A 20481-nucleotide genomic window follows, 5' to 3' on the forward strand; every position below is an offset into this window, starting at 1 on the left:
ATGTGGTTAGCTCTTACCTTTGTAGTCTTTTTTGCTGTCCGTTGGTTTGCCCACAAAGTAAAAAGCCCTTTAGCCAATCCACTCTTGCTGAGCATTATCATCATTATTCCAATTTTGATGGCGTTAGATGTACCTTATAAAGTGTACTATGCACAAAACGATTGGATGACTTACTTATTACAACCTGCTGTGGTTGCATTGGCTTATCCGCTTTATGAACAACTTCCTCAAATAAGACAAAATTGGAAAATCATATTTCTTGCGTGCGGTGTGGGGAGCTGTATGTCGATGCTTTCCGCTGGTTTAATTGCCGTAGCATTGCACACTGATCCCACTTTAGTTGCTAGTCTTATGGGGAAATCAGTCACCACTCCCATTGCCATGGAAATTGGTAGTAGTTTAGGTGGAGAACCAGCGATTGCTGCGATATTAGTGTTAATCGTTGGGGTATTTGGTTCGGTATTCGCCTATCCAATCTATAGTGCGTTAGGGGTAACACACCCGATTGCAAGAGGATTAACCATGGGTACTGTTTCACATGCACTAGGAACCGCAACTTGCGCAGAAAAAAATGCTGAAGATGCCGCCTTCAGTTCGTTGGCTTTAGTGACTTGTGGGATCATCACCTCGATACTCGCACCTTTATTCTTTGCATTTTGTTTATGGGTAGGCGGTATTATTGGATAATGTATTTACTAATTAATCATAAATAAGCTTAAACCTTATCAAAGGAGCCCTATTCGGCTCCTTTTTGTATTTTAGAAGCTTCAATCATTTAAAAGCTACAATGAGGTAGGTAAATCAATATTTTTAGACGCAGATAAAATTTTGCGGCGATGAATGAGTAAAATTATCGGCTGGACCCCATATTTTGATCTAAATTTGATTTACAATGCAACTTATACATTTATTACACAATAAACGTGAGAATAGTCACTACTTTGGCGATAAAATTAAAGAGAACGGACATGACCATTAAAACTGAATCTTGTGTATTTGATCATTTACCAAGTGACATCGCAAAACAATTAAAAGACCTATTAGAAAGTGAGCACTTTACTGGTCACTTCACCGCCGAGCAATATTCAAACCTTCTTAATAACTCGAATTTATCCGATACTGAGTTGAAATTGGCACTATTGCCTATCGCAGCCTCACGAGCTTACTGCGCTATTTCTAACTTTCACGTGGGTGCAATTGCAGAAGGCAACTCTGGCTCTGTATATTTCGGCGCTAATATCGAAATTCCGGGCGTCCAATTAGGACAAACGGTTCATGCTGAACAATCCGTCATTAGTCATGCATGGATGAAAGGCGAAACCGGGATTAAAAATATCACGATAAACTACACACCATGTGGTCATTGCCGTCAGTTTATGAATGAATTAAACGGTATAGAACAATTAGCGATTCAGTTACCCAATCGCCCTGCCTATACGTTACAAGACTTATTGCCAGATTCTTTTGGCCCACAAGATCTTGGGATCAAAGCTCGCCTGATGGACAGCACTAGACATAATTATCAATCTAGCGAAGCCTCATCTTTCATACAACAAGCCATCAAAGCATTAAATATAAGCCATGCTCCTTATACCAATAATCACAGTGGTGTCGCACTTATGCTGACAAGCGGTGAAATATTCCAAGGTAGTTACGCAGAAAATGCGGCTTTCAACCCAAGCTTACCTCCACTTCAAGTAGCGATTAACCTTTTGTTATTATCTGGTTATTCCTTGGATGACATACAAAGCGCAGTATTAGCTGAAAACTCTAAAGCCACAATCAGTCACCTTGCGGAAACACAATCCACACTTGAAGCCATCAATCCAGACATCACCGTCACTTATCTTTCCCTATAAAACATTGCCCACCATAATCATGAGTGGGTAATATTTAATCAATTAGAAAAAACTCCTTGTAAATTATTGCGCAAACGTTTGCTTGGGCGTTAGAATCCCTCCCATCAAAGTCAATTCGTAACGATGGAAGCCGAGAAATGTTTGGAACCGCAACCACCTCTTCAGCAACAAAAGTATTATTACTAGGCTCAGGCGAGCTTGGAAAAGAAGTTGCCATTGAATGTCAGCGACTTGGCTTAGAAGTCATTGCTCTTGATCGTTATGACAATGCACCAGCCATGCAAGTAGCTCATCGTAGCTACACGGTTGATATGTTAGATGGCGAAGCGATTGAAGCTATCATTGAAAAAGAAAAGCCTGATTACGTCGTTCCTGAAATTGAAGCCATCGCAACGGATAAACTCGTTGAACTAGAACAAAAAGGCTTAAATGTCGTTCCAACGGCCAATGCCGCTAAACTCACAATGAACCGTGAGGGTATTCGACGCTTGGCTGCAGAAGAGCTTTCTATAGAGACCTCTCCTTACCGATTTTGTGACGCCTTTGAAGAATTCAAGCAAGCTATCGAGTTTGTTTCAATGCCATGTGTAGTCAAACCTATCATGAGCTCTTCAGGCAAAGGTCAAAGCGTTATTAAAACCGAAGCTGATATTGAAGCTGCATGGCAATACGCACAAGAAGGTGGCCGTGCTGGTGCTGGTCGTGTGATTGTCGAAGGGTTTGTTGACTTCGATTATGAAATCACATTATTGACTGTACGTGCCGTTGATGGTGTGCATTTCTGCGCCCCTATTGGCCATCGTCAGGAAGATGGCGACTATCGTGAGTCATGGCAGCCACAGGTTATGTCAGAGACAGCTCTGCGCTCTGCAGAAGCAATGGCAGAAAAAGTGGTTAATGCACTCGGCGGTTTTGGTCTATTTGGCGTCGAACTCTTCATCAAAGGCAATAATGTCATCTTTAGTGAAGTTTCACCACGTCCACACGATACTGGAATGGTAACGCTCATTTCTCAAGAGTTATCAGAATTCGCGCTTCATGTACGTGCCTTTACAGGATTGCCAATCAGCGAGATAGTCCAATACGGCCCATCCGCTTCAGCTGTTGTGCTAGCAGAAGGAACCTCAACCTCTATGACCTTTAGTGGAATAACGGATGCCCTTTCTCAACCACAAACTCAAGTTCGTTTATTTGGTAAACCGGAGATTGCAGGCCGTCGTCGCTTAGGTGTTGCACTGACACGTCGAGATTCTATCGATTTGGCCATAAAAGATGCGGTCAATGCGGCTAGCAAAGTGAAAGTAAGTTTTTAACATTCGTCACTATTTCGCTTCTTTAACTTTTTAGTTTCTTAGTTTCTTAGTTTCTTAGTTTCCGATTTGGATCGATGAAAACATCACAACCCAAATCGGAGGTTAATTTAACGTTCAATCAACCATACTTCTTCTGCAAAACGAGAGAGTCCATTTTGAATTTTAGGATGGTTAGCGCTGGCTTCATCACGATTTAAACGTGTAATCTTCATGCCCGAGAAAAGTTCAGCAATTTCGTTTTCAGGCACACTAAATGGAGGTCCTTGCATTTCACTTTGAACGTAATCTAACCCAATGAGTAGTATTTTACCGTTTGAATTTAAGACACTGCGAATGCGTTGAACATATTGCAATCGAATTGCAGGTGGCAAAGCAATCAAAGCCGCACGATCATAAATTAAATCGTAAGTTTCAAGTGGTGCTGTAAAGAAATCACCCGCAAAAATAGAGAGCTCATCAAATTGATACAACTCATGTTGACCATTTAAAGAGGCCACCATGGGTGTGTAAAAATGTTCAGCAAAAAATGAACGAACTGCAATATTGCTCAGTTCAACACCCGTGACGGAAGAATGCTGATTAGCCAACCAAATTAAATCTTCCGATTTACCACATAAAGGGACTAAAACGGATTGTTCATTGGTTGGCGCAAGTTGCGGCCAAAATTTTGGTAATAATGGGTTCACATCCTCTAAATGAAAGCCAATACGATTTTCAGCCCAACGGCTATGCCAAAATTCTTGATCTTGCATATTCCAAACCTATATTTAAAAAAGTTAAAGAAAAAGGCCACCGTAGTGACCTTCTTTAGTTCCAATCTCAGTCTGTGTTATTTTTCTATCTTAATATTTTCAACACGAGCTTTAAGTTTCTGACCCGGTCTAAACGTTACAACCCGGCGTGCAGAAATTGGAATATCTTCACCAGTTTTAGGGTTTCGTCCTGGTCGTTCACTTTTATCTCTAAGATCAAAGTTACCAAAACCAGACAATTTAACCTGTTCTCCATCCTCTAGAGCTTTACGAATTTCTTCAAAAAACACTTCAACAGTATCCTTGGCATCACGTTTACTGTAACCAAGTTTCTCAAACAGGTTTTCAGCCAAATCGGCCTTAGTGAGCGCCATAAAACATCCCTCATTTATCACCACAGATTATGTGGTATTTATAGCATTAACATAGTCAGCAAGCTTAAAGCTGAATATAACCTCGAAAGTGTATGCCAACCTTATGATTTTCGCCAAATTTTTTTAATTACGCATGGTTCTCGTCATTAGTGATAAGTTTCAAATTAAGCTAAAATTAAGCGGAAATTATATACTTAAAACCACACTTACCGTAATAGTTAGATAATTAACACGACAATAATTAAATTAACAACATTAAATACTAATTGTCATAACCAGGCGATCAAGATCAAATTCATTAAAAATTCATACTACAGCAAAAAAAATCTTGCTTTTATACCAACTTCACTAATAAAAGCAAATACTTAAATTTAGCATTTCACTAACTACTAAAGCAAAATAGTGTGAGTAATCATCGTGAATAAAGTTCCATTTTTATGTTCATAGTCCTATCCGAACATCATGAAACTCGTCTTGTTTATCCACATGCTCAATATTGAGACTTACCGCTGACAGCTCAAAATTTTCACTATTAAATCATTCACTTCGTTTGATCTTTACTCAGAGCAATAAAATAATTAACACGTTAATAAAGTTTGACTAAAAAACTAAAATATTAAATATTCATCATCTAAATAATTAGCCAAGCAATCGGAAGAGACAATTTCCAACCTTAACTGGGGAAAGTCCCTTGAGGCCACTTTGCTATAAGACCAACTATTTTATAGCGTTTTTTCAATTGCTTAATTGAGATCTAATTAACAAAAAGTTGAAAGTCAGATTCGCCTTACAATCTATTCATAAAAAAGCTAAATTATAAATGCTGTAAAAAGACACCTTACGCAAGTCAAGTAAGTGATTGGTTAGCATACCGTCAATTATCTCTTATTTTTCAATATATAAGTCCCTAGTGTACCGACGTTCAGAAGCATTATTTTTACTGTACCCTCCTACTTTTGCGTTCTTTAATACGGAACGAGTATAAAAATAGACCGGAATCGCAGGCATTTCTTTCACAAAGATTTTTTCTGCTTGTTGATAAAGTTTTGCTCGCTCCACTTCTGTTTTAGCAAATGAGGCCATTTTCAACGTAGAGTCATAGTCAGGATTGCTCCAACCACCATAATTCAACCCTGTTGAATCAAAGTAAGAAAGGAAAGTGGAGGCTTCATTGTAATCGCCAATCCACGCGTATCGTGCAACAGAAAAGTTTTTTGAAGATAAGGTTTGTAAAAAGGTTTTCCATTCTTGGTTTGCAATCACCACCTCTGCACCCAAGTTCTTTTTCCACATAGAAGCAGCAACAATAGCGAGCTTTTTATGAGCTTCACTGGTGTTATAGTCTAATTCAAACTTAAGTCGATTGTCCTTATCAAACCCAGCTGCCTTTAATAAATCTTTGGCTTTTTGGTTACGATCTTTTTGTGACATTTCAGCCCATTCAAGCTTTGGTACTTCAAACCCTGCAACGGCTGGAGGTGTATTACTATAAGCGGGTAATTGCCCTTGACCTAAAATACGTTCAACCACAACATCTCTATCAATAGAATAAGCCAGCGCCTTACGAACTCTTGGATCATCAAACGGCTTTTTATTCATATTAAACAAATAGTAATAGGTTCCTAACGATGGCATCGTTAGCAATTCATCAGGTCGTTCTTTTTTAATCGTTTGATAAAGTTCAAGTGGAACAACTGAGGTAATATCAATTTCACCAGTGCGGAAACGATTATACTCTGCATTCACATCTGAAATCGGTAGATAAGTAACTTTATTAATAACCGTTTCTTTATCATTCCAATAGCGGCTATTACGCTCTAAAACCACCTTTTCATTAATCACCCAATCAGAGAGTTTATATGCCCCACTCACCACAATATTTTCAGGTTTTGTCCAAGTTTCTTTATATTGTTTTATTATTTTTTCTGGCAATGCAAACGTGGTTTCATGGGCAAGCATCTTGGTAAAATACGGTACTGGTTTGGTCAGCGTAATTTGCAGAGTTTGATCATCTAAAGCTTTAACACCTAAAGTATCTGCTGACTTTTCACCTTTGGTAATTGCATCGGCATTCACAATGCTGGCCATTGACACATACCACGAATATGGTGCTCCAGTCTTAGGATCAACAACACGCTGGAAGCTGAACACAAAGTCACTGGCTTTGATCGGATCGCCATTCGACCACTTTGCATCACGTAAATGAAAAGTATACTGTGTACCATCTTCAGAGATATCCCAGTTTTGAGCCAAGCCTGGAATGACGTTCCCTTGTAAATCCTCAGTGACTAGCCCATCAAACATATCGACAATCACTCGTGAACTTGCTGTATCTGAAGACATGCTAGGATCAAGCGTGGGTACTTCATCCATATTTCCACGCACCAATTCTTGCTTATCCGCTAATTGCACCCCTTCAGGCACTTGTGCGGCAAAGCTGGGCGCGGTAACACACAAACCAATGGCTGTGGCTAATAGCGTTTTTGTTATTTTTTGCATCTGATTTCCTTATTATATTTTAAGCTCATACTTAGCACTTTCTTAAGTACAGCAAAATCACATTACCCTCTCGACTCTTCGTTCGATGAACAGCAATGCTGACAGTTGTTCAACTTCCTAATGAAAACTGCGGTCACTTTATATCTTTTTTTAATTCAAGTAACTGAGATATATGTTACATAATTGTTAACAAAGAACTTTCAGTTTTATTACTTATTTCTAAATTGTCGTTCTGTTCCAATTAATGGTCGCAACTTCTTAACGCATACAATAAAAAACCCGCTTTTGTCGAAACAAAAGCGGGTTCGATGTAACCAAGATTTATGTAACTATCCAGTTATCGTATTTACTCAGATAAATCGGATAGCAAAACCAATCATCTCAATTTATATACAAGCTAATCACGCAAGTGAGCACCAAACTGCTCGCTTAACGCCGCTACAATCGCATCAACGGATGATGCAATATCCGCATCTTCCAGTGTACGTTCAACCGATTGCAAGCTTAGTGCGATAGCAAGGCTCTTCTTACCTTCTTCTACGCCTTTGCCTTGGTAAACGTCAAACAATTGCGCGCCCGTTAATAACTCGCCACCATGTGTAAGACAAGCATTAACGACATCACCACTGGCGACAGAATCATCAACTACAACAGCGATATCACGACGGTTTGCAGGGAACTTAGAAACCGCAACGGCTTCTGGGATCACGCGAGAATCAATCGCAGACCATTCAATTTCAAATACGATAGTGCGACCATTCAAGCCAAACTTACGCTCAAGCTCTGGGTGAACCGTACCAATCACACCAACAGGACGCTCAGTTTCCAAGCCTGCATCAACAATGATTGCTGCCGATTGACCAGGATGAAGCGCTGGGTGACTGACCGACGCAAAGCTATAAGCTTTATCATTCGCCGACAATTCAAGAATCGCTTCTAGATCGCCTTTTAAATCAAAGAAATCGACAGTATTAGTTTCAATATCCCAATGTTCTTCGCTGCGAGTACCGGCAATGACGCCCGCCAGCATTGGTTCTTGAAGCATGCCATTTTCAGCTGATTCACAAGGAATAAAACGCAAACCATGTTCAAATAAACGAACACGAGGTTGTTGACGTTTTTGGTTGTGAACCACTGTGTTCAACAAACCTTGGATCAAACCAAGACGCATTGCTGACATATCCGCAGAAATTGGGAATGGTAAGATCAATGGCTCAACATTTGGCACAACCAATTTTTGTTGCTCTGGTTCAACAAAGCTGTATGTGATCGCTTCGTGATAACCACGGTCAACCAGCAGATTACGAACACGTTTCAGCGGTAGATTCGCTTCTTTATGTTCATTCATGCTAAGCGCTGCAACAGGTGCTTGATTTGGAATATTGTCGTAACCGTAAATACGGCCCACTTCTTCAATCAAATCTTGCTCAATTGCAATATCAAAACGCCATGTTGGCGCAACCGCTGTCCAACCTTCATTGGTGGTTTCAACGCTCATGCCTAGACGCTCAAGGATCTCAACCACATCGCTGTCGCTAATACGATGACCTAATAAGTTATCTAGTTTGGTGCGACGTAAAGCCACTTTATTTGGTGTTGGTAATTCAACGTCTGATTCAACCGCAACCACTGGAGCCACTTCACCACCACAGATTTCAACCAATAACGCTGTTGCACGTTCCATTGCGCTTGCTTGCAGTGCGTAATCCACGCCACGTTCAAAGCGCATAGAAGAATCCGTATGCAAACCATAGTTACGAGCACGACCACGAATATGATCCGGTGCAAAGAACGCACATTCTAATAGAACGTCTTTCGTTTCGCTTTCGGCTTCTGTGCTCACACCTGAATCTTGACCGCCAAAGATACCGGCAATCGCCAGTGCTTTAGAGTGATCAGCCACCACGAGTGTATCGGTATTAAGCTTCGCTTCTGTGCCATCAAGTAGCGTCAGTTTTTCATCTTGTTCCGCCATACGAACCACGATGCCGCCATCGATCTTAGCAAGATCGAATGCGTGCATTGGTTGGCCTTGCTCAAGCAAGATAAAATTCGTGATATCAACCACTGGATCGATAGAGCGAATACCACAACGACGCAGTTTTTCTTGCATCCAAAGTGGGGTTTGCGCTTGTACGTTGACATTCTTAACCACACGGCCAAGGTAACGTGGACACGCAGCTGACGCTTTCACTGCAATTGAAACCGTATCGTTAATGGTTGCTGCCACGGCATCGGTATTCGGTTGAGCAACATCTGTGCGGTTCAATACGCCAACTTCACGCGCCATACCACGGATGCTGAAACAATCGGCACGGTTTGCGGTCAGATCCACATCAATGGTCACGTCATCTAGGCCAAGGAATGCACGGAAATCGGTTCCAATAACCGCATCTTCTGCCAGTTCCATAATACCGTCAGATTCGACATCAATACCTAGCTCACTAAATGAACACAACATACCGTGTGAAGGTTGACCACGTAATTTGGCTTTTTTGATTTTGAAATCGCCAGGCAATACTGCGCCAACAGTGGCAACTGCAACCTTGATACCCAAACGACAGTTTGATGCACCACAAACGATATCTAATAATTCTTCTGCGCCAACATCAACTTTAGTTACGCGTAATTTGTCGGCGTCTGGGTGTTGACCACACTCCACTACTTTACCGATTTTAACACCAGTAAAGCTGCCAGCTACAGGAAGCACGTCATCGACTTCTAAGCCTGCCATTGTAATTTGATGTGCTAGTTCGTCAGTCGTAACCGCTGGGCTAACCCACTCACGAAGCCATGATTCGCTAAATTTCATTGTGATTAATCCTATCGGTTATTTGAATTGTTTAAGGAAACGAAGATCGTTTTCAAAGAACGCACGTAAATCATTTACGCCATAACGAAGCATGGTTAAACGTTCAATACCGATACCGAATGCAAAACCTGAATATTTTTCAGGATCAATGCCAACACTGCGAAGCACGTTAGGGTGAACCATGCCACAGCCTAAGATTTCTAGCCATTTGCCATCTTTACGTTTTACATCCACTTCTGCTGAAGGCTCTGTGAACGGGAAATAAGACGGACGGAAACGCACTTCCACTTCTTCTTCAAAGAAATTGCATAAGAAGTCGTTCAAAATGCCCTTTAGTTGAGCAAAGTTAACATTTTCATCCACTAACATGCCTTCCACTTGGTGGAACATTGGCGTGTGAGTTTGGTCATAATCGTTACGATATACACGACCAGGAGCGATGAAACGAAATGGTGGTTTACCATTTTCCATGGTACGGATCTGAACACCTGACGTATGCGTACGTAGCATTAAATCAGGGTTAAAGAAGAAGGTGTCGTGATCCGTACGTGCTGGGTGATCTTGTGCGATATTCAATGCATCAAAGTTATGAAAGGCATCTTCAATTTCAGGACCAGACTCTACGCTAAAGCCAAGTTCACCAAAGAATTGCTCAATACGCTCTTGAGTACGCGTAACCGGGTGTAAACCACCATTTTCGATACGACGACCAGGCAGAGAAACATCAATCGTTTCAGCTGCAAGCTTGGCTTCAAGTTCTGCGCGTTGCAGTGCATCTTTACGATCCGCGATGGCTTGTTGAACGACACCTTTCGCTTTGTTGATCTCTTGACCCGCAGTGCGACGCTCTTCTGGTGGAAGTTTACCTAGGCTTTGAAGTTGTAGGGTTAAATCCCCTTTCTTACCTAGAACCTGAACACGCACATCTTCGAGTGCTGCGACAGACTGTGCCTGTTCAATTGCTGCCGTTGCGTTGGCAATGATTTGTTCTAATTGCATCGTTTCCTCACCTACCGATGGGTAGTTTTGTGGGTAATGTCATAAATAAGGCGATTTATACTGCCATTTTGCTCAACATCTTTATCGTTAACTTACGAATCAAAAAGTTATGCAAAATGGCAAACTGACTCTTCAGATAAAATCTGGAATGATAAAAAGCCGATAAAAATAGCCCTATATAGTAATGAATGCGGCCCCTAAAGCCAAACCGAAATCATCAGAAATAAGGCTTTATTTTCGCTGCAATTCAAATTGTCACGTCTATTTACGATTTCGCGCTCGATTTTTACCCACTGAGCGACCAAAGTAATAATATCCAGAATGAAACTGCGAGTGATTTTATGTCGATGCCTTCTGTCTTTTCTCAATGTAAACACTATTCCGCTATTGCTGTCTTGAGTGCCACAACCCTTTTATTTTCATTTTCCACCGCTCAAGCTAATTCCGATCTCAAGCAAGCCTATACCACCACGGTGGTGTCCGATGATTTAGGGGTTATTTGGGGGATGGATTGGGTAGATGAACAACAGTTACTGATGAGCGAACGTAACGGTCATGTGTATCTGTTCGATCTAAAAAGTAAGCAAAAAATTGAAATTAATGGGCTTCCTGATATCAAAGTATCAGGACAAGGCGGCTTATTAGATGTCGCTCGCTTTACCGATTCCAACAAGAAAATATGGTTTTATTTTACTTACGTTAAGCCATTAAACAACGGCGATTCTGCGACCACTCTTGCGCGGGCCCAATTGGACACTACCAATAAAAAGCTGACTCACTGGCAAGATTTATTAGTAACGAATTCTGCCAACAACAGCAGCAAACACTTTGGCAGTCGAATTACTTTTGATGATTCTGGGCACGTTTTCTTTGGCGTTGGCGATCGTGGTGAGCGTGATAATGGGCAAAACCCTCAAAACCATGCGGCAACATTACTGCGCTTAAACATTGATGGCTCTATACCGAAAGACAATCCATTTATCGGTAATAAAAAGGCATTAGATGAAATATGGAGTTATGGCCATCGCAACCCTCAAGGGTTAGTGTATGACCATCATAGAAAAGTATTATGGGAAATCGAGCACGGCCCGCGTGGAGGCGATGAAATCAACATTATTAAACCCGGCTTAAATTACGGCTGGGCGAAAACCTCACATGGAAAAGAGTATTGGGGGCCACTGGATGTTGGCGATGCAAAAACACTGCCGAATATTGAAGATCCAGTAAAGGTATATATCCCTTCCATTGCCCCAAGTTCGGCGGTGATTTATCAAGGTAACGCTTTTCCTGAACTCAATGGTGCTTTGCTTATCGGCGCTTTAGCGGGCACTCATATCAATGTGGTGACTTTCGATGAACAGTTACAGCCTAAGCAAGAAATAAGACTGGTTGAAGATCTTAAGCAAAGAGTTCGAGATATCATTATTGATGATCAAGGCTGGATTTATTTTTCGACTGATAGCGGTAAGTTGTATCGAATCACGCCACAGGGATAGTTGATATTTGAATAAACAAAACCCAAGACGGCTTACTCTTGGGTTTCATAATTAAGTGATTATTGTGAGTTATACTAACAATCCCTTCAACTTAGCTAAACCATACGCATTCACGCTGGTTGCATCTTTAATTTCACCGGAAATAATCCGTTGCTCAAATTCCGATAACGGTATTTTTTTCGCCACTAAGCCTTCTTCTTCACAATCCAATTGAGTCGTTTGTTGCGTTAAGCCTGTGGCAAGGTATATGTGATAACCTTGATTGGAATATCCATAAGCTAGATACTGAAAACCAACGTATTGCATTTTTTCGGCAACTAAACCTGTCTCCTCTTTCAATTCACCGACCGCGAGAGTTAATGGATCGGCATTGGGCTCACTTTCCCAAGCCCCTTGCGGCAACTCTAATAAACGCTCTTCAACGGCATAACGATATTGTTCAACTAAGTAAATATCATCACCATCAATGGGAATAACCACAACAAAATCAGGCCTTTCAACCACACCGAAAATCCCTTCGGCTCCACTTTCTCGCTTGATTTTATCTTCTCTTACCGTCATCCATTTATTTTGATAGACGACGGTTGAGCTCAATGTGATGATTTCTTTCATAGAAAACTCTCGTTATTTAGCCTTAATCAGACAAGTAATATTGAACCGTAGAAACCACTCGGATTTTCTTTATATAAGGCGTGTTTCTGTCTCTGGATGAAATTGTAAATTGCCCTTGTGACGCATTTTTTATTTTACCTAATTGACTGTCTGAATCTTTCGCAAATTTTTCTGCCACAACACGAGCATTTTTAGTAGCCTCTTCGATCATTGCAGGTTTAATTGCATTTAAGTCACTGAAAATGTATTCCGGTTGTGCAGCATAACTGTCTCCAGTAAAAACGATGCCTTGCTTACCTAATTCTGAAAGTTCAGCCATCACATTTCGCACGATACCGATGTTATTTGAATATACCGTCACAGATTGAGTCGCTGAATAACGAAACTCAGCTCTTGCATCATTACCCCATTGTTGCGCGGATTTATCGACAATAGAGGGCGTACTAAAACTGATCGCATCGGGTGAAACCCCTTTTAATAATAGGAAGGCTTTAATCTTCTCGGTATTACGATCAACATCATTATACAAACCTTCTAAGTCATTATTGGCGGCGGTAAATTGTATCGGCCAAATGACTACATCTGCCGTCATTTCTTTTTCTGCCAAACCTTTCACTGTTACGCTACGTTCAAATTGTTTGTATTGAATAGCAGCGCTACCAAGTTGGTAACCTAATACACTTAACCCTACACAAATAAACAAACCTAAAATTAACGCATTCACATTCGAATGTTGAAAATCGATTTTCATTTTAGCAACCTCTTCTTTTCATGTTGTCAATTGCGCCGTTATTGATTCCGTTATCGATCTGATGGATGATTCACTCCATCACTAGTGACAACGTCACCCAAATCGAATGGATTCACACCTTCAAGACAAGCAACATTAAACCCATATTCCGTCGGATCAGAACGTCTTTGATGATGAGTGTAAATACCACAAACAGAACAAAAATAGTGTTTCGCCGTACGGGTATTAAATTGATATAAACGTAAAGCTTCTTGCCCTTTAATAATCTTAATACCATCTAATTTCACAGAAGCCGCAATAGCTCCTCGACGGCGACATAAGGAACAATCACAACGTCTCGGTTTTTCAATACCATTGGGTAAGCTCAGTTCTAACTCAACCGTGCCACAATGACAGGTAGCTTTATGCTTAGATAAAATATCCGTATTCCCGACTTTCTTAATCATGCTATTCCTTAATTTTGACCATTATCGGTATTAATAACATATTGATAATAGATGAGACGCGTTAAAATTGACATGATGAACCAGTGAAACTACGGTCAGAATCACAGCCTTTATTTCCTCATTTTCCCTTCGCTTACCTCATCAAACCCATTACAATACTGCGGTTTCCCAATCTAATGAGCAGTACGTGAAATTAAGCAAAAGATTAAAGCAAATTGATGACATGGTAGCCGATGATTATGACCATATTTGGGATTGTTGTTGTGACCATGGTTTTCTAGGTGCGGCGTTACTGACTCGCCATGCGGCACCTAATATTCATTTTGTGGATATCGTCCCTGAATTAATGCAAAACGTAGCAACTCGTTTAGAACAGTTTTTTTCTAATTCAGCATCAACGTGGCATACCCATTGTTTAGATGTCGCGGCCTTGCCATTGGAAACTTATTCAGGAAGGCATCTGGTAATTATTGCTGGCGTAGGTGGTGATTTGATGACACGCTTTATCAACGCCTTACAGGTGCAATATTCACACCTAGATATTGATTTTTTGATTTGCCCTGTGTATCAACAATACGCAGTACGCAAACAACTCAACATGCTCAACTTATCTTTACTAGATGAAGTACTGATCGAAGACAATCAGCGTTTTTATGAAGTGATTTTACTTTCGAGCCACCCTGTAGCATCGTTTGAATCATCTGAACAAATCAGCTTAGTCGGAAAACGGATTTGGGATGCTAGCACCCCACAACAAGAAAAAATCGCGCAACAATACTTAACTAAAACACTTCAGCATTACCAACGCATGTTACTGAGCCAATCAGAAATAATTCAACCGATTATTAAGGCTTACCAATCGGTCTGTATTAACACGCTATTTAAAGACTAAATCAAAATAGCGAGGCATTAGTATTTATCGTGCTTGTTACATCTGCTCGGTACGTTCGGTTTTACATTCATAAGATCCCATTTCAAACTCTCGACAAATCCATGGTCGATTTTCATAAATGGTGCACATATACGTTTCACGATCTAATGCCGAACACCAACCATCGTCTAATCTAAGCATGGTTTCGCCACCCCACTTATCATAAGCAATGTGCTCTTCAGGCACGCCTGTGTCGGTAATAATCATCACTTCTAAGCGACAACAACAAGCATGGCATGTCGTACACGTCAGTTCAGGATGTGGTACAGCTTCGGTGATATTTTTTATATCTAAAGTCATAAAATACTAGATTGAGATTGATTGTTGCATGGTACGCTAATCAAACTTGTAATGACAGGACCGACGAGAGTTCGAGCAAACTCAGTCCATACCCTCGAGACCTAACGCTTTTCGCTTGACCTTAGAAAGACCAGACACCACCAGACGATAAGATTCTGTGAGGTAATATTCTAATTCTTCCGACCTTTCATCTGATGAATCAACTTGCTGAATCCATTTAAACCCCCGGCTCGCGAGGTATGGTGCAGGCTTGTAGCCTTGGTGATCACTCAAAAATTCAAAGTTTAACGGTGATGTTTTGAATGTATAGGCAGGCTGCTTAGTATTGTGCTGACTACCAATAGCAAACACCTTGCCACCTACTTTCCAAACATGAGAGTTCCCCCATTGAATCACATGGGTTGATGCGGCAAATGAACCACAAAACTGATTAAACTCTTCAAATGTCATATTACTTACGCTTACTCAATATTATTGTTCGGTATTCAAACTTAAATAATAGCTGTAAAACCCACTATCTCGTTTATATCCTAACGACTCGTAAAGTTTTTGAGCACCCACATTATCATGAGCTGTTTCTAGTGCTATCCCTTTTGAATGAGTACTTTTTGCAAATTCTTTGGCTGTATTTAATAGCAATTTTCCTACACCGAGCCCTCGTGATTTAGGAACCACAAACAAGTCATTCAGTATCCAAGTGCGTTTTGCTGATACCGAAGAAAAACATGGATAAAGCTGTGTGAAACCTATGCTCAATCCCTGATCATCTTTTACAAGAAAAATGATCGAGTCATTATTAATTATTCTTTCTTCTATAAATGAGGCAGCAAGTTTTATATCTGATTCTTGGCCGTAAAATACTCGATACATATCAAATAAAGGAGTAACTAAGCCGACTTCTTCCATGCTTACTTTGATGATTTTCATTGCTATTCCTTGTGGGAGTAACGACAAATTTAACAGTACATCTGTGGCTATTATCTGTCCATTAATGCCATTGCCTGATTGAGAAAAGACATAATTGCTTTAAAAGAATTAGCGAGCATGGTGAGTTAACATCACCAACAAAACCAAAAGCATAAAAAAAGGCAGACCGAAGTCTGCCTTTTCAATATAGCTTTACTGTTCTAATTAAAGAGCAGATTTCGCTTTTTCAACAAGTACTGCGAAAGCAACTTTGTCGAATACAGCGATGTCAGCAAGGATCTTACGATCGATCTCAATAGATGCTTTCTTAAGACCGTTGATGAAACGGCTGTAAGATAGACCATTTTGACGAGATGCAGCATTAATACGAGCAATCCACAATTGACGGAACGTACGCTTTTTATTGCGACGGTCACGGTATGCGTATTGACCAGCTTTGGTAACTGCTTGGAAAGCTACGCGGTAAACACGTGAACGTGCTCCGTAGTAACCTTTAGCTTGCTTTAGAACTTTCTTATGACGTGCACGAGCTTGTACACCACGTTTTACGCGAGGCATTATGCTTCTCCTAAACTATTAAATAAACTAAAAAAATTAAGCGTATGGAAGCATACGTTTAACACCAGCAACTTCACATTTAGGAAGAATGGCGTTTGGACGAAGCTGACGCTTGTTTTTAGTAGTACGTTTAGTCAGGATGTGACGTTTTGTAGCGTGCTTGAATTTAAAGCCGCCACCAGTTTTTTTGAAACGCTTCGCAGCGCCTCGGTTTGTTTTCATCTTAGGCATGATGAATAACTCCGCATTGTATGTATTAATCGTTCTACGTGCTAAAAATAGCTTTAAAAAACGCAGTGTTAATAAACATATCGGTTAATAATATGTAATTAGGGCGAATAAAACCCCTCCACCTAACCTATTACAGTAGGCAGTGAGGTTTCATTACTTGTAGGCCGTTAATTACTTCTTTTTCGGCGCCAATACCATAATCATTTGGCGACCTTCTATACGCGTTGGGAAAGATTCAACCACTGCTAACTCTTCAGTGTCGGCTTTCAAACGGTTTAGAACGTCCACGCCAATTTCTTGGTGGGCCATTTCACGACCACGGAAGCGAATAGTTACTTTCACTTTGTTGCCGTCTTCAAGGAAACGTGTCAGGTTGCGTAGTTTTACCTGATAGTCTCCGATATCAGTCCCAGGACGGAATTTAATTTCCTTAATCTGGACCTGTTTTTGCTTCTTCTTCTGCTCTTTAGCAGCTTTGCTCTTTTCAAAGAGGAATTTACCATAGTCCATCACACGACAGACTGGTGGTTCAGCGTTTGGACTGATTTCTACCAGATCCATACCAGCTTCAACAGCCATTTCAAGTGCTTCTTCAGTCGTGACAACACCTACTGGTTCGCCGTCTGCACCTGTTAAGCGTACTTCTTTGACGCCGCGAATTTCATCGTTTAAACGATGCTGATTTTGCTTGGCCGGTTGTTGGCCTTTTCTTCCGCCTTTAATAGGTTATTCCTCCAGATTGAGCTTACGGCTTGAAACATCGGCGTGAAGATAAGAAATGAAATCTTCAACTTTGAATTTACCGAGGTCCTTGCCTTTTCGTGTACGTACAGCTATTTCGCCAGCTTCCATTTCCTGGTCACCACAAACAAGCATATATGGTACACGCTTTAAAGTATGTTCGCGGATTTTAAAGCCAATCTTCTCATTTCTCAAGTCCGCTTTCACTTTAAAGCCAGATTTTTGCAGTTTTTGTGCAACTTGTTGCACATAATCGGCTTGTTTATCGGTAATTCCGGTGATGACTGCCTGCTCAGGTGCTAACCAAGTTGGGAAGAAACCAGCATATTCTTCAATCAAAATACCGATAAAGCGTTCTAATGAACCCAAAATTGCGCGGTGAATCATAACTGGAACGACTCGTTCGTTATTTTCACCCACGTAAGTAGCACCTAAACGACCCGGTAAATTGAAATCAAGTTGAACCGTGCCACATTGCCATGCGCGATCTAAACAGTCATGCAATGTAAATTCAATTTTAGGTCCGTAAAACGCCCCCTCACCTTCTTGGATCTCGTATGGGATATCCATCGATTCCAAAGCCAGTTTCAGATCACTTTCTGACTTATCCCAAATTTCATCGCTACCGACACGTTGTTCAGGACGTGTCGACAATTTAACCACGATATTATCAAAACCAAAGGTGTTATAAACGTCATACACCATTTTGATGCATTCTTTTACTTCGTCTTGAATTTGGTCTTCCGTACAGAAGATATGCGCGTCATCTTGTGTAAAGCCACGTACACGCATAATGCCATGTAAAGCGCCTGATGGTTCATTACGGTGACATGAGCCAAACTCTGCCATACGCAATGGTAAATCACGGTACGACTTCAAACCTTGATTAAAGATCTGTACGTGACCTGGGCAGTTCATTGGCTTGATTGCGTATTCACGGTTCTCTGAAGAGGTTGTGAACATCGCATCCGCGTATTTGTCCCAGTGACCAGAACGTTCCCAAAGTACGCGATCCATCATTAATGGACCTTTTACTTCTTGGTAATCGTATTCTGTCAGTTTTTCACGAACAAAGACTTCTAACTCACGGAAGATTGACCAACCGTTGTGATGCCAGAACACCATACCCGGTGCTTCTTGTTGCATGTGGAACAGGTCCAAATGCTTACCGATTTTACGGTGGTCACGCTTCGCGGCTTCTTCTAAACGAACAAGATGCTCTTTCAATTGTTTCTTGTCTGCAAATGCAGTGCCGTAGATACGTTGCAACATTTTATTGTCGCTATTACCACGCCAATACGCGCCTGCTACATTCAATAATGTGAAGTTTTGACAGAAGCTCATATTTGGTACGTGAGGACCACGACACATGTCGATGTATTCTTCGTGATGGTACAAGCCAGGACGATCATCGCGAGCAACGTTTTCATCTAAAATTTCAATCTTGTAGCTTTCGCCACGAGCGTCAAACGCATCACGCGCTTCTTGCCAGCTTACTTTTTTCTTAACAACTTGATACTTGGTTTTCGCAAGTTCTTTCATGCGCTTTTCAATCGCATCTAAATCTTCTTGCGTTAATGAATGCTCAAGATCGATATCATAGTAGAAGCCACGGTCGATGGTTGGACCAATCGCCATTTTAGCTTCTGGGAAAAGTTGTTTGATGGCATGGCCAAGTAGATGCGCACAAGAGTGACGAATGATTTCTAAACCATCCTCATCTTTAGCCGTAATGATTTCTAAACTCGCATCATTTTCAATTAAATCGCACGCATCGACACGGTTGCCATCAACACGGCCAGCGATGGTTGCTTTTGCAAGACCAGGACCGATAGATAAAGCAACATCTATTGTTGAAACAGCATTGTCGAATTGGCGAGTACTGCCATCAGGAAGAGTAATTACAGGCATGATTTTTCCTATTCTCAGTGGTGCCACATACCAAGTAGCACATGATTTTAATTATTTAACCGATAAATCAACCAGTTAAGATGATAAATTTCATTCAAGTCTCAAATTGGTGCACATTTTGGTACAAATCAAAATTTACCAACCAATATGAGAAAGGAACAACATTCTAAAGAATTAGAATGAAATTGAAAGCTATCTGCAATAATTAAAGAAAAAACTTGCTCATTACATTTCTTACTAAAACGATAAATAAAATCACAAAACCTACAATCCCACACAAAACACAGCGCAACCCCACAAGCGTTACGGAAAAAGCTTTACAAGAAAATGAAGAGTATTAACAGTAGTAATAACTCTTAATTGAAAGAGATATAAACTGGTTAACTCAGATTTCATTGTCTAGAATATTGATTAGCTTGCTAAAAAATATAGGCACATCCCTCACCGATTATAGAGTGATTACGTCTTAGCAATAGGCCAGACACCTCCTATTGAAGATCTATTTTTAATTTTATTCAAAGTAAGCATGAGTAAAATACTAGGAGCAACCCTTAACGTTACAATCAACATTTACGTTAGATTGCCATGAGGATGAATAACTATGGTGAGTGCAAAAGAGTTTGCTGGGTGGTTAAAAGACAAATTCCTTCATGAGAAACAAGGTGTCATTTTGACTCGTCGAGACATTAATCGTTTAACAGGGCGACAAGGCTTCAATTTAGACTTTGTGCATGATACCCACTATGAGCTTATGCAATTTGGTATTGCATTTGTCACTGACACCGCTAGAGAAAATTTTTATCTGATCTCAATTAATGATTCAAAAAACTGGCGGGAAACACTCGAAAGACAGTTTGAAAAAGAACTATATTGCAATATTTACCCGATTGAACGCTCTGGTTAAGGAGATTAAATTTATCAGTAGCCCCCCTGCAATAAGCGGTTAATTTTCAACCTAAGGTTGATTTA

The 20481-nt window shown here is 40.6% G+C and carries 21 protein-coding genes; 6 read left to right on the forward strand and 15 right to left on the reverse strand.

Annotation, left to right across the window (positions count from 1 at the left end; genetic code table 11):
• The 3 genes from A1QC_RS10640 (at position 1) to purT (ending at position 3172) form a co-directional block, all read left to right on the forward strand.
• Positions 1-687, forward strand: coding sequence for a CidB/LrgB family autolysis modulator (locus tag A1QC_RS10640; protein ID WP_017025020.1), 687 nt, complete (start codon positions 1-3; stop codon positions 685-687).
• A gap of 281 nt (positions 688-968) precedes the next feature.
• Entirely contained in the window at positions 969-1859 is an 891-nt protein-coding gene (gene cdd / locus A1QC_RS10645; protein WP_017025021.1) for a cytidine deaminase, read from the forward strand.
• 137 nt (positions 1860-1996) lie between these two features.
• Positions 1997-3172, forward strand: a complete 1176-nt coding sequence (gene purT, locus A1QC_RS10650) for a formate-dependent phosphoribosylglycinamide formyltransferase (RefSeq protein WP_017025022.1) — start codon at positions 1997-1999, stop codon at positions 3170-3172.
• A 107-nt stretch (positions 3173-3279) separates the two neighbouring features.
• Here the strand turns inward: purT and A1QC_RS10655 are convergent, their stop codons facing one another.
• The 5 genes from A1QC_RS10655 to pheS form a co-directional block, all read right to left on the reverse strand.
• Entirely contained in the window at positions 3280-3924 is a 645-nt protein-coding gene (locus A1QC_RS10655; RefSeq protein WP_017025023.1) for a thiopurine S-methyltransferase, read from the reverse strand.
• Positions 3925-4001: 77 nt separating this feature from the next.
• Entirely contained in the window at positions 4002-4298 is a 297-nt protein-coding gene (gene ihfA, locus A1QC_RS10660) for an integration host factor subunit alpha (protein ID WP_017025024.1), read from the reverse strand.
• Positions 4299-5183: 885 nt separating this feature from the next.
• Positions 5184-6797 carry a peptide ABC transporter substrate-binding protein gene (locus A1QC_RS10665; RefSeq protein WP_017025025.1) on the reverse strand — a complete coding sequence of 538 codons (1614 nt, stop codon included), beginning with the start codon at positions 6795-6797 and terminating at the stop codon, positions 5184-5186.
• A 397-nt stretch (positions 6798-7194) separates the two neighbouring features.
• Complete coding sequence (pheT, locus tag A1QC_RS10670) at positions 7195-9609, reverse strand: phenylalanine--tRNA ligase subunit beta (protein WP_017025026.1); 2415 nt, start codon at positions 9607-9609, stop codon at positions 7195-7197.
• 18 nt (positions 9610-9627) lie between these two features.
• On the reverse strand, positions 9628-10608 hold the full coding sequence (gene pheS / locus A1QC_RS10675; RefSeq protein ID WP_017025027.1) for a phenylalanine--tRNA ligase subunit alpha: 981 nt from the start codon (positions 10606-10608) through the stop codon (positions 9628-9630).
• Between the two features lie 341 nt (positions 10609-10949).
• On the opposite strand from pheS, the gene A1QC_RS10680 reads away from it, so the two are divergent.
• Positions 10950-12104 carry a PQQ-dependent sugar dehydrogenase gene (locus A1QC_RS10680; RefSeq protein ID WP_017025028.1) on the forward strand — a complete coding sequence of 385 codons (1155 nt, stop codon included), beginning with the start codon at positions 10950-10952 and terminating at the stop codon, positions 12102-12104.
• 69 nt (positions 12105-12173) lie between these two features.
• On the opposite strand, the gene A1QC_RS10685 is transcribed toward A1QC_RS10680, so the two are convergent.
• The 3 genes from A1QC_RS10685 to A1QC_RS10695 are packed head-to-tail and all read right to left on the reverse strand — an operon-like array spanning position 12174 to position 13913.
• On the reverse strand, positions 12174-12716 hold the full coding sequence (locus tag A1QC_RS10685; RefSeq protein WP_017025029.1) for an NUDIX domain-containing protein: 543 nt from the start codon (positions 12714-12716) through the stop codon (positions 12174-12176).
• 22 nt (positions 12717-12738) lie between these two features.
• Positions 12739-13467 (reverse strand): SIMPL domain-containing protein, encoded by a 729-nt coding sequence (locus A1QC_RS10690; RefSeq protein WP_017025030.1) that lies wholly within the window; start codon positions 13465-13467, stop codon positions 12739-12741.
• 50 nt (positions 13468-13517) lie between these two features.
• Positions 13518-13913, reverse strand: coding sequence for a GFA family protein (locus tag A1QC_RS10695; protein ID WP_017025031.1), 396 nt, complete (start codon positions 13911-13913; stop codon positions 13518-13520).
• 187 nt (positions 13914-14100) lie between these two features.
• On the opposite strand from A1QC_RS10695, the gene A1QC_RS10700 reads away from it, so the two are divergent.
• Positions 14101-14805 carry a tRNA (adenine(22)-N(1))-methyltransferase gene (locus tag A1QC_RS10700; RefSeq protein ID WP_017025032.1) on the forward strand — a complete coding sequence of 235 codons (705 nt, stop codon included), beginning with the start codon at positions 14101-14103 and terminating at the stop codon, positions 14803-14805.
• Between the two features lie 36 nt (positions 14806-14841).
• On the opposite strand, the gene A1QC_RS10705 is transcribed toward A1QC_RS10700, so the two are convergent.
• The 7 genes from A1QC_RS10705 to thrS form a co-directional block, all read right to left on the reverse strand.
• Complete coding sequence (locus tag A1QC_RS10705; RefSeq protein ID WP_017025033.1) at positions 14842-15144, reverse strand: YkgJ family cysteine cluster protein; 303 nt, start codon at positions 15142-15144, stop codon at positions 14842-14844.
• Positions 15145-15225: 81 nt separating this feature from the next.
• Positions 15226-15594, reverse strand: coding sequence for an MmcQ/YjbR family DNA-binding protein (locus A1QC_RS10710; RefSeq protein ID WP_017025034.1), 369 nt, complete (start codon positions 15592-15594; stop codon positions 15226-15228).
• Between the two features lie 21 nt (positions 15595-15615).
• Positions 15616-16071: a GNAT family N-acetyltransferase gene (locus tag A1QC_RS10715; protein WP_017025035.1), complete on the reverse strand. Its 456-nt coding sequence runs from the start codon at positions 16069-16071 to the stop codon at positions 15616-15618.
• A gap of 204 nt (positions 16072-16275) precedes the next feature.
• Positions 16276-16629: a 50S ribosomal protein L20 gene (rplT, locus tag A1QC_RS10720; protein WP_017025036.1), complete on the reverse strand. Its 354-nt coding sequence runs from the start codon at positions 16627-16629 to the stop codon at positions 16276-16278.
• 36 nt (positions 16630-16665) lie between these two features.
• Positions 16666-16860 (reverse strand): 50S ribosomal protein L35, encoded by a 195-nt coding sequence (gene rpmI / locus A1QC_RS10725; RefSeq protein ID WP_017025037.1) that lies wholly within the window; start codon positions 16858-16860, stop codon positions 16666-16668.
• A 171-nt stretch (positions 16861-17031) separates the two neighbouring features.
• Positions 17032-17583 carry a translation initiation factor IF-3 gene (gene infC / locus A1QC_RS10730; RefSeq protein WP_084021877.1) on the reverse strand — a complete coding sequence of 184 codons (552 nt, stop codon included), beginning with the start codon at positions 17581-17583 and terminating at the stop codon, positions 17032-17034.
• A 3-nt stretch (positions 17584-17586) separates the two neighbouring features.
• Positions 17587-19512 carry a threonine--tRNA ligase gene (thrS, locus tag A1QC_RS10735; RefSeq protein WP_017025039.1) on the reverse strand — a complete coding sequence of 642 codons (1926 nt, stop codon included), beginning with the start codon at positions 19510-19512 and terminating at the stop codon, positions 17587-17589.
• Positions 19513-20107: 595 nt separating this feature from the next.
• Between thrS and A1QC_RS10740 the strand changes: the two genes are divergently transcribed.
• Positions 20108-20416 (forward strand): hypothetical protein, encoded by a 309-nt coding sequence (locus A1QC_RS10740; protein WP_026025806.1) that lies wholly within the window; start codon positions 20108-20110, stop codon positions 20414-20416.
• Positions 20417-20481 lie beyond the last annotated feature (65 nt).

This window comes from Vibrio rumoiensis 1S-45 (assembly GCF_000286955.2).
Lineage (GTDB): Bacteria > Pseudomonadota > Gammaproteobacteria > Enterobacterales > Vibrionaceae > Vibrio > Vibrio rumoiensis_A.